Source organism: Legionella antarctica (assembly GCF_011764505.1).
Classification (GTDB): Bacteria; Pseudomonadota; Gammaproteobacteria; order Legionellales; family Legionellaceae; genus Legionella; species Legionella antarctica.
In genome coordinates this window covers 1,494,391-1,509,291 of record NZ_AP022839.1, presented here as the reverse complement: position 1 = coordinate 1,509,291, position 14,901 = coordinate 1,494,391, and the positions used below count along the sequence as shown (strand labels likewise).

The window sequence follows — 14,901 nt, the reverse complement described above, 5'->3', positions numbered from 1 at the left end:
CTGTGTTATCTCTTAAACCATCGTTGGAGTTTTTCTCGAGTACGGGCCTTCTGCCATTTGATTCCTAGAATATTCATTACCAAAACCACACAAACCAGACCATAAGCTGGCCAAACATAAACGGAATAGCCTCCCATAGTCAACCACTCAAAAAATTGATTCATTTAAGTTCTCCCTCAAACTGAATCTTGACCCAGGATTGTTTTCTCTCTCGCAGCAATACTTCATTGCGAGCTTTTTCTAAAATAACCCACATGCAATATAAGAAAAATCCCAGCATGGTCAAAAGTAAAGGATAGAGCATACTGGGATCAATTTTGGGCTTGGCGAAAGCAGATAAAGTGGCCCCCTGGTGCAGGGTATTCCACCAGTACACAGAATAGTGAATAATAGGTAAGTCGATTAAACCAACCAAGGTTAATATGGCTATTATTTTGTCTCCATCTTCTTTATTTTTTACCGCTTGATGGGTCGCTAAAATTGCGGCATATAAAAGTAATAGAACTAATTCAGAGGTCAACCGAGCATCCCAAACCCACCAGGCACCCCACATGGGTTTACCCCAAATGCTTCCCGTTATCAGAGCAAGAAAGGCCATCCAAGAGCCAACCTGAGCAACAAGACTAATTAACAGTCCAGCAATTTTAATACGCCAGACTAAAAGCAATACGGCAAGAAAGCCCATCCAGGCATAAAGAGCCATTGATAAAAAAGCACTGGGTACGTGCACATAAATAATTCGATAAGCTTCGCCCTGTTGATAGTCAGGCGGAGCAAATATCAAACCCCAAAGTATCCCAATAATCAGAGTCGATGATGCACCTGCAGCCAACCAGGGGATCATTCGCCCAGATAAAGAATGAAATATCTTTGGAGAAGCCAGTTGATATAAAAACTTCCACATAGGAAACAATAAAATCAGGAAAAGAACGGGATTTTATCATGCATCCAAGCTTTCGCAAAATAAGTATTAAATCCACATTGTTTTCTTAAATAAACTGTTTTTGATCTTATTAAGCAACTACGGCATTAGTTTCTATAAAAAACAAAATGCTAATATTGCTTACTGACTGATAAATATTTATTCGCAATATCGGGTTAACGCAAAACGTGTTCGGTAGTGTAAGGCATTTACGAATGACCCGAAGGAACCAATTACTCCATAAATTTGAAGTAAACTACAACCACTGTTCACTCGAAGGTTGTTGCCAAGAACCGCCGAGTGAACAGGTTTAGAATTGTTGTTTCACCTAATCAACATGGCTTATACGAATCACACCTGAAATTGCCTCGGGCAAAAAACCAACCGCCATGACGGACATTGCCAATAATAAAGCCAAATAACCACTAATGGGTAAACCTTGCATTGCAATGTTTAAAGTACCACTACCAAATATCAGTAAAGGCAAGGTCAAGGGTAGCAGAATCAAGGCCATCAAGGCACCTCTCTGGCTTACCCCAACGCCAAACGCAGCTGCTAACGCACACAAAAAAAATAATGCTGGAGTGCCACACAATAAACTGACTCCTAATACCCACATCTCCTGCAGAGTAAAAGAAAATAAAACAGCAATTAAAGGACAAAGAACTAATATTGGTACTAGATTAAAAACCCAATGAGCAAATACTTTGGCACTCACAATGAGATTTAATGATTGTCCTGATACTAACCACTGTTCAATCACCCCATGATCATAATCTTGCTGAAACAATCTCTCAGCCGATAGTAATGTGGATAACAACATAGACATCCAGATTAATCCTGGTGCTATAGTCCTCATGAGTATGATTTCTGGTCTGAGAGTCAAGGGGAAAATAAATAACAACATAAGAAAAAATAAACATGAATTAACTAAATATCTAATTTGGCGTACTTGGATAAGTAGCTCTCGTTTAAACTGCTTTACAAATAATGAAAACCCGGAAATCACAAAAAAAACTCCTGATAATCAGACTTACTTAAAGATAAATTTTGATGAGAAGTAAGTAATACAGCGCCCCCTAGTTTTCTATGATGTTCCATCTTTTCCAAGATGATTGACAGAGAGAAATCATCCAAGGCAACCAAGGGTTCGTCTAATAGCCATAATTTGGAACTGGACATCCAAAGTCGTAGTAATCCAACTTGTCTCCTTTGTCCAGCTGAAAGTAATCCACAGGGGCAATCTAGATGATTTTCAAGTTTAAAAATCGAAGCCAACTCCTCGATAGTGTTATCAAAAACCTCATAATGTAGGTCAAAAAAACAATTTTCTTTTAGACTCAAGTAAGGATTTATACCTGTTTTATGTCCGATAAAACATAACTGACGCTGATAGGCTGCACGATTGTTCTCTATGTTTTGTCCATCAAAAAGTATTTGTCCCTGAGCAGGATGGTATAATCCAGCAATCAATTTAAGCAAGGTGGTTTTTCCAGCGCCATTTGCTCCACGCAAATGCATTAATCCACCTGCAGGCAGATGAAAAGAAACCTTTTTTAATAACGGTTGTTCCTGGTAATCAAAATCAAGTTCAATAACATCAATCATAAAACAGATAATTCACTTTAAAAGAGGAGACTAACCAGAAACAAACGACAAAACAAGTTTTTTAGATCCATTGTTGTGGTTTGTCTTGCGAAGTCACTCTATGAGCGCCATAATCTGTTTTATTTTTTTTACAAAGGGTAATAATGGAATTTTTAAGTCAATATGGGTTGTTCTTATTAAAAACGTTAACACTTGTGATTGCAGTCCTGCTTCTGATTGCCGGAATTTTTTCAATTAGTCGTAAACCCAAACCAAAATTGGAAATCTCATCACTTAATGAGCAATACGAACATCTGAGTTCTATGATGCGGAAGGAAGTTCTGGGAACCAAGGCTGAGAAAAAGAAAAAGAAGAAAAATAAAGACAATAAACCTACTCTTTATGTCGTGGATTTTAACGGCGATATTAAAGCATCCCAGGTGGAACAGCTAAGGGATGAGATTTCTGCTATTCTCAGTATTGCCAAACCTGAGGACGAAGTTCTAGTCAGGCTGGATAGCCCTGGTGGAGCTGTTAATGGTTATGGCTTGGCAGCGGCACAATTACAACGGATTCGCGACAAAAATATCCCCTTAACTGTCAGTATTGATAAAGTAGCGGCCAGTGGGGGTTATTTAATGGCATGCGTAGCAAATAATATTATTGCAGCCCCCTTTGCAATTATTGGTTCTATCGGTGTTGTTGCCCTGATTCCTAACTTTCACCGTTGGCTGAAAAAAAATAATATCGATATTGAATTATTAACCGCAGGGGAATACAAACGAACTTTAACCTTATTTGCTGAGAATACAGATAAAGGAAGAAAAAAATTCCAGGAAGATTTGGAAAAAATACACGCAGCTTTCAGGGATTATGTCCTAACTAATCGCAGTCAACTGGATATGGAAAAAGTATCTACAGGAGAACATTGGCTTGCAAAAGATGCCTTTGACCTTCGCCTGGTTGATAAATTATCCACCAGCGATGAATATCTGATAGGAAAAATGACAAACTATAAAGCGTTCAAATTAACGATTCAGCCTAAAACGTCTTTAGTCAATAAACTAATTAAACCTGCCATGCGTTTGATGCATCCATGGGCTTAGCTGGCATGTCTTTGGGATGGCGTCAAATAAATCATCATCCCAAAAAACTAAATAACGATATATAATTATATTAATTACATTTTTTCAAAGGAATAGATTATGAGCGATTTCAAATCCAAACTGCCTGATTTCAAAGAACTAACTTCAATGACCAGCAAATTATATAAAGGAATTAAAACGAGCGTAGAAGAAATAATTCATGACTACAAACAAAAAAGAGCCGAGTCAGAAGTTAAGGAAAAAGCAGAAGAAGTAAATAAAAAGTCCGAAGCTTCAGTCTCAACTCCTGCTGCTAAAACAAAAGTAACCCCTGATAGTGCTCCCCCTAAAACACCTCCTGTGGTGGAAACACCAGTCATAACCGAAGAGCCCACTGATACCCCAGCAGAAGAACAGGTGAAGGAAGAGCTTCATAAAGATTCAGGTGAAAACAAGTAGACTAAATTACAAAGGAGGTGCGCGCCTGAATAGTAATATAGGCGCGGTTTTCTGGACACAAAAAAAGGTTTTTTAAGAGCTATTCTTCTTAATACAAAGAGGAGAATAAAATGTCTAAAAAGCGAGCTTATTATACGGCGGCCAAGAAGGCAAAAATAACGCTAGCTGCGATTGAGGGGAAACTCACACAAGCGCAAATTACCAGTGAATACGGTGTTCACGCAACGCAGGTAAAAACTTGGAAGCAATCGGCCATCAAAGCCATTAACGATTTATTCTCTGGGGCTAATGAAAAAGAAGCCAAGTCCCAAGAGCAGCTTGTTGAGGCATTATATCAAGAAATTGGTCGACTTCAAGCGCAGCTATCTTGGCTAAAAAAAAAGCATGAACTTTAGTCTGGATGAAAAGCGCGTCATGATTGATCCTCTTGCCGAGCTCACCATTCGTGAACAATGCTTGCTATTAGACTTGCCTGTTTCAAGTTATTATTATAGTGCCAAGCCCATTTCTGTCGAAGATGAAGCGCTTATGGCGCTACTTGATGAGCACTATCTGCAGTATCCATGTGAAGGTAAAATTAAGCGGGCAAGATGGCTGTCAAAAGAAGTAGGCTATCCTGTTGGTAAACGTCGAGTAAAAAAGTTGATGGAAATGATGGGGTTATCGACTGTTTACCCAAAGCCAAATACAAGCGTTCCCAATAAGGAGCATGAGGTGTTCCCTTATTTATTAAAAGAGGTGGATATCACCAAACCAAATCAGGTTTGGGCCGCAGATATCACCTACATCCGCATGAAAGGAAAGCATGTGTATTTAGTAGCTATTATGGACTGGTATAGTCGTTATGTGATTGGATGGGCTATTTCACCTACTATGGAGGCTGAATTTTGTATTGAGGCGCTTAGAAACGCTTTGCTGCATTCGCGTTGTGAGATCTTTAACACGGATCAGGGTTCTCAATTTACCTCAAAAGATTGGATAAATACGCTAAAATCTCACCACATTTCTATCAGCATGGATGGGCGAGGACGTTATTTAGATAATATATTTATCGAGCGATTGTGGCGTAGTGTTAAGCAAGAAAAAATCTACCGGTATGATTTTGATACAATTGAAGAGGTTGAGCTGGCCTTAACGGAGTATTTTGAGTATTATAATAACCGAAGGCTTCACCAGTCCTTTAATTATTTAACGCCCGCAGAGGTGTATTATGGCCGGAAAAGACCATAAACCCTAAATGAGAGCGTCATGACTTACCCACAAGGCCCACAGGCCTATACGAGAAAGTGAAGCTCTCCTGACCTGTGGACTTGTGGATAAGTCATTCTGATAGAGTTGTGGTAAAATGACCTAAGACAATTCGTAGTAGCAATCACTATTCATACGGTATTGAGTAGGTTTAAATAGGTTAATTTGAGTGAATTTTTAACTATAAATGATGGATGAATAGCTCTTATTTTTCCTTAATTTTGTTCCAGACATGCGGACCCATATCAGACCACCTGCTTCACTGATCTGGCTCTGATGACGTTTGAAAAAACGAACCATAGGCAATATAGTACCTTCATCAAGACTTTCTAATTGATAACGGAAATCCTGATTTAACATCGCAAGTTTAGAAATCAAGTTCTGAGCATATTCTGTTATGTTCTCAGGTATTTCAACACCATCATTGAGTTCTAACCAAATTTCCAATTTTTCAGCACCTGTTTCAGTATCCTGATATTTATAAAAAGCCTTCTTCAATATATTACCGTATGTATCGATATCAGTTACCGCACGCTCTAATTCCGTAAAGGCCAAATTGGCACCATTGAAAACAACGGTGGAATCACGTCCCCAAACAAACAGGAGAGGCAGATTTGTTTTTGGCTTTTGGAATATACCATATTTCGCTAATAAAGCCTGAACATCGCTGGATGCATAGACTCTACCCTTATCTCCTAAATCATACCGGATTCGAGGTGAAGATCGATCATCACGGGTAGCTGTAAAAACTAATGAGTCTGTGTTATCAGGTTGCTCGTTATCCTTATCCAGGCACTCTACGTGGTAATTCCAGGTATCGTAATGAAAAATCATGGGTAGGCCCTTATTGGCCCCATACAGTTCACGAGCAAGTCCTGGGTTTTTTTCAATAGCCTTGCGTACCATGATTTCATATTCAGTCTCAACACCCAGGTTAATATCTAAATCAGATGCACCATAGGAGGAATATAGTTGATTGAAGCCATTTTTTACCAGAAGGTCACGCATCGCTTCTGAAATGGCCTGGCCCCCTACAACAGCAATCGGAGAAAAATCAGCCAAGGCATAGCCCTGTTCTTTTACATAGGTAGTTAGATCCTGAAGAAAAGGGGGATAACCGGCGATAATGATTTGAGTCTTTTCTTTATTCAGACGTTCAACAACCGCCTTAATTTTATCTTGGTAACGTTTGATAATCACTTGCTGCTGGTTTGTTAGTTGGGTAATTTGAGCATCCAGAGCATCAACAAGCGACAGATCACGGTTTTTTAATAGAGCGTTTAAACATTTATGGATAACGTCGTTGATAATTTTCTTCTCTCCCTCTTGGATTTGAGGGTTCCTGTGTTGTAATTTGTCTACAGCCAAGTCGAGCTGATGTTTTTCATACTTGGCAATTCGCAACATTTCATCAAGTATTTTTTCTTTATCAGGACCCGTTGCAAAGACAGAGCCAGTTTGACGCATTAATTCATAGGTAGTCAATCCTGTAGCCCAAGGTCCCATAGCAAAGGCATTAATATAACTGAGTCTTCTGGTGCCAAATTGAATTTTTGCTGCTAATGCTAACGATTTTTTAACTGTTTCTAATTCCCCCTCTCCACGGACCCAAGCTGTAGGCTTACCAGTTGTTCCCGTGGATGTATCCGTTTTACTATTTTCCGGGTATGTGCCATAAAAATGAGTATCTGAATCGTGCTCTTGTATTTTAATGTAATTTGCTTTAGTGGTTAGTGGAATCTCATGAAAAACAGTATCAGTAACTACCATGCCATTAAAAGTTGTTAAATGATTACTATAAGCTGGAACATCAGCATACGCCTCGTGAAACCGTTTTTTTGCTAAAATTTCACCGGTTTCGAAGAGATCCTTTTCTTTTCCAAAAAAGAAAAAACGCAGCTTAATAAGATTGATACTTTGCAGAGTAATTTGATAAAACCAACTAAAGAAAGCCCCCTTAAAAAGATCAACTATAGGATCAGACCAATGGTTAATAACTCGCTTATTATGCTGTCCAGCATGACGTAAATGTTCACCAGCCTCGATTTGCTTATTTTTATCATCGAGCCCCGGTTGATTTAATTCAGAATGCCAGAGTTTATCGTTTAATTTTTTAATAAGTTCTTCATCAGAGTTATCAACGCTTGCATCAACACCAATATATTTAATTAAACTATTACGATTAAGAGTGAACTCTCGAGCTTCATGCTGACCATGTTCATCTATCTGGGGTGCTCGAATTTTAATTATTTTATAAAAGAGGGAGCTTGGCCACGGCTGCAAAGTAACTCCGTTTTTTCCTAATGCATTGCGTGGATTAGTTTCGGCTTTCTGGAATAATAAGCGCTTTCCATATTCCTCCTGATTAAAAACTATGACAGGGGAATTTACTGTATAAGTGGGCATATTATCTCCTCAAAACGTGAGGAGATATTAGAACATGAAAAGCTTAACAGTTTATTAAAAGTCGATTTTTTTTACAACTAAAGGTTCTTTTTTTGCTCGCATTTTATTTTTTTTGTGAACATATTTTCATACATAACGTTGATATACCAACAGAACCTGAAACAGCAAACATTATTGGAATTAAAAAATTAAATTTAATTCGAGTTAGCTCGAAAATCAGAACAATGGCGGTGATAGGCATTTTTTGAGCAGCGGCCACAAAGGCTACTGATCCAATAATAGCAAAAGCACTAAATGACGTTCCTGGCCATAATAAATTCCAAAGCCCACCGAGAACAACAGCCAACAACGCTCCATTTGCAAGTGACGGCGTCAATAATCCTCCCTGAGCTCCAGATCCCAGACTTGACCAACAAATTAGCATGCGTAATACCAGCAAAATCAGGCTTAGCTCAACACCCACAAAATAATCTAAATCATCAAACTCCATTTCTGCAGGACTTTTACCGTTTCCTAAAAGGGCAGGAAAATAGATGGCCAAAAAACCGATTAGGGTAAAATTAATAAAGCATACCAAAAGCATATGCCAATTATGATGAGAGTGCAAGCGTGCTTTATTTGCCACCCAAATAAACCAATAAGCTACATAACCAAAAACTGGACCTGCTAAAATAGACCAAATAACTAAGGAATAACTAATATTTAAATCAGGAATATTATAAAGGGGGGCATTGCCAAGACCTATCCAGGAAATTACTACTGCAATAGCGCAAGTAGTAAGTGCTGGAATAAGCACTGACCAGTTAAATGTACAAAGTAATACCTCCATAATGTACAACATCCCTCCCAAGGGGACATTATAAACCGCCGCCAAACCAGCTCCAGCGCCACAAGCAAGTAATTTTGTTGCTTCATCAATACTCAGTCTTAATTTCGAAGCCAGCCAAAAGGAAAATATTGCCCCACTTCTCTGGGTGCTACTTCACGACCTAAGGGTGAACCTAATCCGATGGTTACGATTTGTAATAATGCATGAATGATCGTTGTACCAACAGGCATTTTCTTTTGCAATAATACGGCATCAGTGATGCTTACTAAAGGTTTGCCAAAACGATACAAAGCCCACCAGCCTAGTCCGGCGATTAGACCGCACGACATTAGCACTATAACTCTTCGCTCAGGAGATGAGGCTAGAACTCCTGCTAGAAAACTTTCACTGCTGATAATTTCATTGAGACTGTATCCGTAAGCAATGTGTTGTACATAATGGAGCAACAAGCCTAAAAGCATCGCAAAAAACCCCGACCCAATACCCACCAAAATTATGGCGATAAAGAGGGTTGGTAATGGAGTAGTATGCTGTTTTTTTTGGGGGATTGATCCCATTATTATTTTCCACTTGCAGTGAAATCAGCTATATAGAGTAAACTTTAAGGACTATCAAAGCGCCCATATAAATACTGAATTCAGCTTGTATCATCATGTTTTAGCGCTCGATTCGTTCAGGCCGAGTTAAGCCATACTTTCGCATTTTCTCAACTAAAGTTGTCCTTCTCATATTAAGATAACTCGCAGCATGAGCCACTACCCAATCAGACTCCTCCAAAGCCTGGCTTATTAATGCTAGTTCTGTTTTTACCAAATGCTCTTTCAAATCAATACCGTCAGTATTAGCCACTTGATCCTGACTAATGATTTGCAATAAAGTTTCTCTTTCCATGCCTGATGGGTATACCTCAAGATAAGCAGGTTTGTATTCACCTTGAAATCGATGGGGTAAGTCTTCTTTACAAACAATCCCATTTGGATAAAGAATAGATAATCTTTCAACCAAATTAGCTAACTCTCTCACATTTCCCGGCCAACTGTACTGGCTTAATGCATCCATTGCATCGGGCATTAATCTCACAATTGGTCTATTTTCACCTTCAATTCGAGAGATTAGTTCATTAAACAAAAGTGATATGTCACAACTTCTTTTTCTTAAAGGCGGCATTTCAATAGGGAATACATTAAGTCTATAAAATAAATCCTCTCTAAATTTACCCTCTTTTATTGCCACTTCTAAATTTCTATGTGTAGCTGCAATAATTCTTACATTAACATCAATGCTTCTATTCGAGCCTACTCTTTCAAAACAACGCTCTTGTAACACTCTAAGCAGCTTAACTTGCATTGCCAGGGGCATATCTCCGATTTCATCAAGAAAAAGGGTCCCCTCATTAGCCAACTCGAAGCGCCCTTGTCTGGAAGTAATAGCCCCCGTAAACGCCCCTTTTTCGTGACCAAATAATTCGCTTTCTAATAACTCACCAGGAATAGCACCACAGTTAATGGGTACAAATGGCTTATGTGCTCTTGATGAAAGGGCATGAATATTTCGAGCTACGACCTCTTTACCTGTACCCGACTCACCTAAAATTAAAACACTGGCTTCAGTATCAGCTACCTGCTCTATTAATTTACGTACCTTTCGCACACTATCACTATTGCCAACCAAACTTCGGAACAATGGAGTTTTATGGGTGCTTGCTGTAATAAATTTTACTGCTTCTTTTGCAATTTGGCATCGATGTAGCGATTCAAGCATTTGAGCGTAACTAAAAGGAAAAGACAAACAGGCTATCACGTTGCGGTCTGCACATTGAGCAGTATTTAACTGTTCATCAATTACTAGAATAGGAACTTTAGAGAATTGCTTCACTAATGAGTCCAACTCATCTAATGTTTTATCAAAGGAAGAGTGTGCGCCTAAGATAATGACGCTTGGATTAGAATTAGTAATGACTTGCCATGTAGCGAATTTAGTTACTTCTATAGATTGACCAATAAAATCAAATATGGTACGTAATTTTTCGCAACGATCTTTGTTATCGTCAATGATAAAAATTCGCTCATTGCTACTCATAAACCCTTCCTTAAGGTTGAGTTGTTTGTATTAAAGTATCGGACACTTTTCAAACAACTGTCAAATCCATGACGTTAAATTAACGTAACCGCCATAAAATAGATCACCAAAAATTATCTATCTTATTTTTTAAATATACTGTTTGATCATGAAACACTGAAATTAAAATCTAATTCCTTAAAAATTATCGATAACAAACTATCATTTTAAAGGCATTACAATGATTACCAAAACACAATTGCTGACTGCCTATCGATTTGGTTGCACTTACCTCGGTTTCTTTAACAAAATGTTTAGCTTGCATAAAACCCATTCGGCTGCAAAAAGAATTAGCGGCTGTTAGACCACAGCCATGATTCTGGTCATAACACCAATCTACTCGATAATCATTATAACGAGGAACTGCAAATCTTTTTTCCCTATAATGATAAGGCTTAGGTGGACCATGTGACAATCCGGTTGCGCAACCTATTGTCATAAAGCCGTTACAACGCCAACCAGTACATTGTGCTCGACTGTCCAGGTAATTGGTTAAACCTACGTTGTAAGCAATTACATTTTGACTGGAGTAATCATAACCCAACATGTGACAATAACGATTGGCTACTGCATTACCACATTCTTTACCGTCAAAAGTGCAATAATCCAATCGCTGGCCATGAAAGACAGGATGCCAGAAATTTCTATATGCTTTGTTATACTTATCAGAAGCATTTAGCTCACCATTAAAGGTGAAGAGAAAAAATATAAAGATCAGTAAGTTTCGAAAATTGATCATTATAACAATCCGTTAGCAGCAATTAATACATGTTATCTCAAGAGGACCAACAGGCACAATAGCGATTCAGCAGGAAGCTTTATAAATCTCGACAAAGAATAAAAAGAGGTCTTATTGATCTGGTTTTTACTTTTATCATAAGAAATAACAGGGGATTAGCGAGTAACTAAACAGGGTTATTACTATCTAGAAACAAATGCTCTAATTTAAAATAGCTCGAGAGATATTTACCTAAGGACTGAATTCCATATCGCTCAGTTGCATGATGTCCACAAGAATAATAGCTAATTCCTAATTCCTTAGCCTGATAATATGTACGCTCTGAAATTTCCCCGCTAAGATAAGCATCAACACCTAGTCTATGTGCATCTTCAATAAAATCCTGCGCTGCTCCGCTACACCAGGCTATAGATTTAATTATATTATTACTTCCTGCTATATACAAAGGTTTACGTCCGAGAATTTTTTCTAAAAACTGCGTAAACATCGGATTACTCATTGGATGAGCTAGCTTACCGGACCAAAGAAGATTTTCGGTGTTTCCTGCTTTATGCATTTGGATTGATTCTAATAACAATAATTTAGCCAAACAGGCATTGTTTCCAAGCTCGGGATGACAATCCAATGGTAAATGATAAGCGAATAAATTAATATTATGACTTAATAACTTAGCAATTCTTTGGCGCTTCATCCCTATGATAATTGGGTCCTCACCTCGCCAAAAATAGCCATGATGTACTAAAAGCGCCTCTGCCTTCCAGGCAACTGCCTTAGAGATGATCTCTTCAGAGGCGGTCACTGCAGTACAAATACGCTTTATTTTTTCCTGACCCTCAATTTGAAGGCCGTTTGGTGCATAATCGTTGTACTGTGCACAATTCAAAAACTCGTGTAAATGAAGAGATAACTCGTTACGTGTTATCACCTTTCCGACACCCGCTTGATATCCGCTCCCAACAGCGATAATTTTTCCTCTATCCGTTCATAGCCCCTATCCACATGGTAAATTCGCTCAACAGCTGTTTCGCCCTCAGCAATCAAACCTGCTAAAATCAAACCTGCAGAGGCACGTAAATCTGTTGCCATCACAGGAGCTCCCGTTAATTTTTCAACCCCGTTAATAATAGCAGTATTACCATTAAGTTGAATTTGGGCTCCCATACGTTGTAATTCTTGTACGTGCATAAACCGATTTTCAAAGATTGTTTCAACTATTGTAGAAGATCCCTCAGCTACAGAATTCATGGCCATAAATTGAGCTTGCATATCCGTTGCAAATGCAGGATAGGGTGCTGTGGAAATATTAACCGCCTGGGGACGTTTACCATTCATATTCAAACTGACCCAATCCTCTCCAATAGTTAATTCTGCTCCTGCTTCTTCAAATTTACATAGTTGGGATAACAAATTATCAGGTCGTACCCTCTTCACTGTAACATGACCACGAGTCAGGGCTCCTGCAGCAAGATAAGTTCCCGCTTCAATTCGGTCTGGCATCACAGAGTATGTTCCACCTGCAAGAGCTTCAACCCCTTCAACTTCAATAGTTGAAGTTCCTGCCCCAGAAATTTTTGCGCCCATTTGAATCAAGAAATTGGCCAGATCCACGACTTCAGGCTCCCTGGCTGCATTTTTAATGACAGTAGTGCCAACCGCAAGCACGGCCGCCATCAGTATATTTTCCGTACCAGTAACAGTCACTGTATCAAACATTAAGCGTTTGCCTTGTAAGCGCCCCTTTTTGCAACGCGCATTGATATAGCCATTCTTAACAGTTATATCAGCGCCCATTGCTTTTAACGCTTTTAAATGCAAATCAACAGGCCGCGTCCCAATAGCACAACCGCCAGGTAGAGAGACATCTGCTTTACCAAAACGAGCGAGCATAGGCCCCAATACCAGAATTGATGCACGCATGGTTTTAACTAAATCATAGGGTGCCACGAACTCATTGACTTTACTGGCATCAACCTGAACATTCATTTTTTCATCAACGATTAAATGAGCACCCAGTTGGCCTAAAAGCTCCATCATGGTGGTGATATCTTTCAGATGAGGAACATTTGAAATTGTTACATGGTCACTAGCAAGCAAGCTTGCAGCCATAATGGGTAAGGCCGCATTTTTTGCACCTGAAATAACCACTTCACCGTTTAATGCTTTACCACCGTTGATCAATAATTTATCCACGTTCTTTCTCCCATTCCTCTTTTGTCCATGTCTTCATACTTAAGGCATGAAGCATTCCGGTGGTAATATAATCTTTTAGTTGTGCATAAACCCATTGCTGCCTTGCAACTTTTGATTTATCCAGAAAGATGTCAGTGACTATGGTTAATTGATATTGATAACCATCACCTTCAACATTTACATAATGCACACGATCAAGATTTTTAAATCTTTGTTCAATTTCTTCATTACTTAACATAAAGTTAGCTCACTAATTGAAATAAATACAATTTTTTATAATTGGTACAGCAAAATAAAGTGGGAAGGTAGTACTTCCATTCCAAAAGAGTATGCGATATTAATTTATATCATGGGCACAAACCTGCTTGTAACCAGGCTCATTTTTCTTGCGGATGGGATTTACTTCTCAGGCTTTATCTTCAAACTGGTTCTAGGATACTCTTTACCCCACAAAATTCAGCCAGGGATTGAGTCTCAGGTGATACTCCGATCACTTGAAGAATCTTGTTATTTTGCTTACATAGCTTGCTGGCCTCAATAAGCAGAGCCAAGCCCGCGCTATCACAATGCATCACATCACTCAAGTCGAGACAAAACCTGTCGCTTTTATCATCCATAAGAGCTGCGTAAAGCTTCGCTCTCACCGAGATCACCGATTTGAAAGTAAGGACAGGTCCTGGTTTAAATTTAATTAATTCCACAATCATGCAGCCTTTTTATTTTGCTTTTGTTGCATTTGCTTAATCACTTCATTAATGCTTGAATTCTGCAATGCCTGTGCAAATTGCGATCTGAAACTTTGGAGTAAACTCACACCCTCAACACTTATATCGTATATTTTCCAATGGCCATTTTTGGAAACCAAGCTGTAACTTAGTGGAATATTTTGCCCTTCTGAACGAACAATGACACTGTTTACCCGCATAAATCGACCATCTGGAGCGCCTCTTAAGGGCAAAAATTGTATCGTTTCATCAGAGTACTGAGCCAGAGGACTAGAATAAGTACGAATAACCAAGCGCGTGAAGGCTTTGGAAAATTGATCTCTTTCAGAAGGCGTTGCCTTATTCCATGCTTGTCTTCCTAAAACAGAGCGAGACATTCCTGCGACATCAACATTGGGCAAGAGATGAGTTTCTACAGCGCTGTAAATAATACCGGGGTTTCTCTTTAAATTGCTCTTGTTTGCCTTGAGTGTTGCAATAATTGCATTGGCAGCCCGTTCTAGCATAGGTACGGGAGATGTTTGAGCCGTCATAGTTTGTGATAAAGACATACAGGCAACTAGTAAAATTGTTTTAAATACCTTCATGGTTCA

The 14,901-nt window shown here is 38.9% G+C and carries 18 protein-coding genes; 4 read left to right on the top strand and 14 right to left on the bottom strand.

Going from position 1 to position 14,901, the window contains the following annotated elements; all coding sequences use genetic code 11:
- Nucleotides 1-5: 5 nt before the first annotated feature.
- From ccmD to ccmA, 4 genes are all read right to left on the bottom strand, one after another.
- Nucleotides 6-164: a heme exporter protein CcmD gene (ccmD, locus tag HRS36_RS07235; RefSeq protein ID WP_173236780.1), complete on the bottom strand. Its 159-nt coding sequence runs from the start codon at nt 162-164 to the stop codon at nt 6-8.
- Nucleotides 161-904 (bottom strand): heme ABC transporter permease CcmC, encoded by a 744-nt coding sequence (ccmC, locus tag HRS36_RS07230; RefSeq protein ID WP_173236779.1) that lies wholly within the window; start codon nt 902-904, stop codon nt 161-163. Before ccmC ends, ccmD begins: the two co-directional genes overlap by 4 nt.
- Nucleotides 905-1,250: 346 nt before the next feature.
- A complete protein-coding gene (gene ccmB, locus HRS36_RS07225) occupies nt 1,251-1,931 on the bottom strand; it encodes a heme exporter protein CcmB (protein ID WP_173236778.1) in 681 nt (226 codons plus the stop codon).
- Entirely contained in the window at nt 1,928-2,530 is a 603-nt protein-coding gene (ccmA, locus tag HRS36_RS07220; protein WP_173236777.1) for a heme ABC exporter ATP-binding protein CcmA, read from the bottom strand. Before ccmA ends, ccmB begins: the two co-directional genes overlap by 4 nt.
- A 143-nt stretch (nt 2,531-2,673) precedes the next feature.
- Between ccmA and sohB the strand changes: the two genes are divergently transcribed.
- The 4 genes from sohB to HRS36_RS07200 all read left to right on the top strand — a co-directional run bounded on the left by sohB (nt 2,674) and on the right by HRS36_RS07200 (nt 5,283).
- The gene (gene sohB / locus HRS36_RS07215) at nt 2,674-3,615 is read left to right on the top strand and encodes a protease SohB (RefSeq protein ID WP_173236776.1); all 942 of its coding nucleotides are present in this window, start codon (nt 2,674-2,676) and stop codon (nt 3,613-3,615) included.
- 99 nt (nt 3,616-3,714) lie between these two features.
- The gene (locus tag HRS36_RS07210; RefSeq protein ID WP_226905603.1) at nt 3,715-4,053 is read left to right on the top strand and encodes a hypothetical protein; all 339 of its coding nucleotides are present in this window, start codon (nt 3,715-3,717) and stop codon (nt 4,051-4,053) included.
- A gap of 110 nt (nt 4,054-4,163) precedes the next feature.
- A complete protein-coding gene (locus HRS36_RS07205; protein WP_173235475.1) occupies nt 4,164-4,448 on the top strand; it encodes a transposase in 285 nt (94 codons plus the stop codon).
- Complete coding sequence (locus HRS36_RS07200; protein ID WP_173235473.1) at nt 4,438-5,283, top strand: IS3 family transposase; 846 nt, start codon at nt 4,438-4,440, stop codon at nt 5,281-5,283. Before HRS36_RS07205 ends, HRS36_RS07200 begins: the two co-directional genes overlap by 11 nt.
- Before the next feature lie 195 nt (nt 5,284-5,478).
- On the opposite strand, the gene HRS36_RS07195 is transcribed toward HRS36_RS07200, so the two are convergent.
- The 10 genes from HRS36_RS07195 to HRS36_RS07155 all read right to left on the bottom strand — a co-directional run bounded on the left by HRS36_RS07195 (nt 5,479) and on the right by HRS36_RS07155 (nt 14,895).
- Nucleotides 5,479-7,707 (bottom strand): phenylacetate--CoA ligase family protein, encoded by a 2,229-nt coding sequence (locus HRS36_RS07195; protein WP_173236775.1) that lies wholly within the window; start codon nt 7,705-7,707, stop codon nt 5,479-5,481.
- A 103-nt stretch (nt 7,708-7,810) separates the two neighbouring features.
- Complete coding sequence (locus HRS36_RS19045; RefSeq protein WP_267313962.1) at nt 7,811-8,626, bottom strand: chloride channel protein; 816 nt, start codon at nt 8,624-8,626, stop codon at nt 7,811-7,813.
- An 8-nt stretch (nt 8,627-8,634) separates the two neighbouring features.
- Nucleotides 8,635-9,093, bottom strand: coding sequence for a voltage-gated chloride channel family protein (locus HRS36_RS19040; RefSeq protein WP_226905602.1), 459 nt, complete (start codon nt 9,091-9,093; stop codon nt 8,635-8,637).
- A 100-nt stretch (nt 9,094-9,193) separates the two neighbouring features.
- A complete protein-coding gene (locus HRS36_RS07185; protein ID WP_173236774.1) occupies nt 9,194-10,615 on the bottom strand; it encodes a sigma-54 dependent transcriptional regulator in 1,422 nt (473 codons plus the stop codon).
- Between the two features lie 184 nt (nt 10,616-10,799).
- Nucleotides 10,800-11,393: a hypothetical protein gene (locus HRS36_RS07180; RefSeq protein WP_173236773.1), complete on the bottom strand. Its 594-nt coding sequence runs from the start codon at nt 11,391-11,393 to the stop codon at nt 10,800-10,802.
- 166 nt (nt 11,394-11,559) lie between these two features.
- Nucleotides 11,560-12,318, bottom strand: coding sequence for a Nif3-like dinuclear metal center hexameric protein (locus tag HRS36_RS07175; protein ID WP_173236772.1), 759 nt, complete (start codon nt 12,316-12,318; stop codon nt 11,560-11,562).
- A complete protein-coding gene (gene murA / locus HRS36_RS07170) occupies nt 12,315-13,583 on the bottom strand; it encodes a UDP-N-acetylglucosamine 1-carboxyvinyltransferase (protein ID WP_173236771.1) in 1,269 nt (422 codons plus the stop codon). The genes HRS36_RS07175 and murA overlap by 4 nt, the downstream gene beginning before the upstream one ends.
- Nucleotides 13,576-13,821 carry a BolA family protein gene (locus HRS36_RS07165; protein ID WP_173236770.1) on the bottom strand — a complete coding sequence of 82 codons (246 nt, stop codon included), beginning with the start codon at nt 13,819-13,821 and terminating at the stop codon, nt 13,576-13,578. The genes murA and HRS36_RS07165 overlap by 8 nt, the downstream gene beginning before the upstream one ends.
- A 181-nt stretch (nt 13,822-14,002) precedes the next feature.
- The gene (locus HRS36_RS07160) at nt 14,003-14,284 is read right to left on the bottom strand and encodes an STAS domain-containing protein (RefSeq protein ID WP_173238486.1); all 282 of its coding nucleotides are present in this window, start codon (nt 14,282-14,284) and stop codon (nt 14,003-14,005) included.
- Nucleotides 14,285-14,286: 2 nt separating this feature from the next.
- Entirely contained in the window at nt 14,287-14,895 is a 609-nt protein-coding gene (locus tag HRS36_RS07155) for an MlaC/ttg2D family ABC transporter substrate-binding protein (RefSeq protein ID WP_173236769.1), read from the bottom strand.
- Between the last annotated feature and the right edge of the window lie 6 nt (nt 14,896-14,901).

Coding starts and splice junctions, on each gene's coding strand:
- ccmC (WP_173236779.1), bottom strand. CDS start 904: ATGTGGAAGTTTTTATATCAACTGGCTTCTCCAAAGATATTTCATTCT.
- HRS36_RS07195 (WP_173236775.1), bottom strand. CDS start 7,707: ATGCCCACTTATACAGTAAATTCCCCTGTCATAGTTTTTAATCAGGAG.
- sohB (WP_173236776.1), top strand. CDS start 2,674: ATGGAATTTTTAAGTCAATATGGGTTGTTCTTATTAAAAACGTTAACA.
- HRS36_RS07165 (WP_173236770.1), bottom strand. CDS start 13,821: ATGTTAAGTAATGAAGAAATTGAACAAAGATTTAAAAATCTTGATCGT.
- HRS36_RS07155 (WP_173236769.1), bottom strand. CDS start 14,895: ATGAAGGTATTTAAAACAATTTTACTAGTTGCCTGTATGTCTTTATCA.
- HRS36_RS19040 (WP_226905602.1), bottom strand. CDS start 9,093: ATGGGATCAATCCCCCAAAAAAAACAGCATACTACTCCATTACCAACC.
- HRS36_RS07185 (WP_173236774.1), bottom strand. CDS start 10,615: ATGAGTAGCAATGAGCGAATTTTTATCATTGACGATAACAAAGATCGT.
- HRS36_RS07200 (WP_173235473.1), top strand. CDS start 4,438: ATGAACTTTAGTCTGGATGAAAAGCGCGTCATGATTGATCCTCTTGCC.
- HRS36_RS07205 (WP_173235475.1), top strand. CDS start 4,164: ATGTCTAAAAAGCGAGCTTATTATACGGCGGCCAAGAAGGCAAAAATA.
- HRS36_RS07210 (WP_226905603.1), top strand. CDS start 3,715: ATGAGCGATTTCAAATCCAAACTGCCTGATTTCAAAGAACTAACTTCA.
- ccmD (WP_173236780.1), bottom strand. CDS start 164: ATGAATCAATTTTTTGAGTGGTTGACTATGGGAGGCTATTCCGTTTAT.
- HRS36_RS07180 (WP_173236773.1), bottom strand. CDS start 11,393: ATGATCAATTTTCGAAACTTACTGATCTTTATATTTTTTCTCTTCACC.
- ccmA (WP_173236777.1), bottom strand. CDS start 2,530: ATGATTGATGTTATTGAACTTGATTTTGATTACCAGGAACAACCGTTA.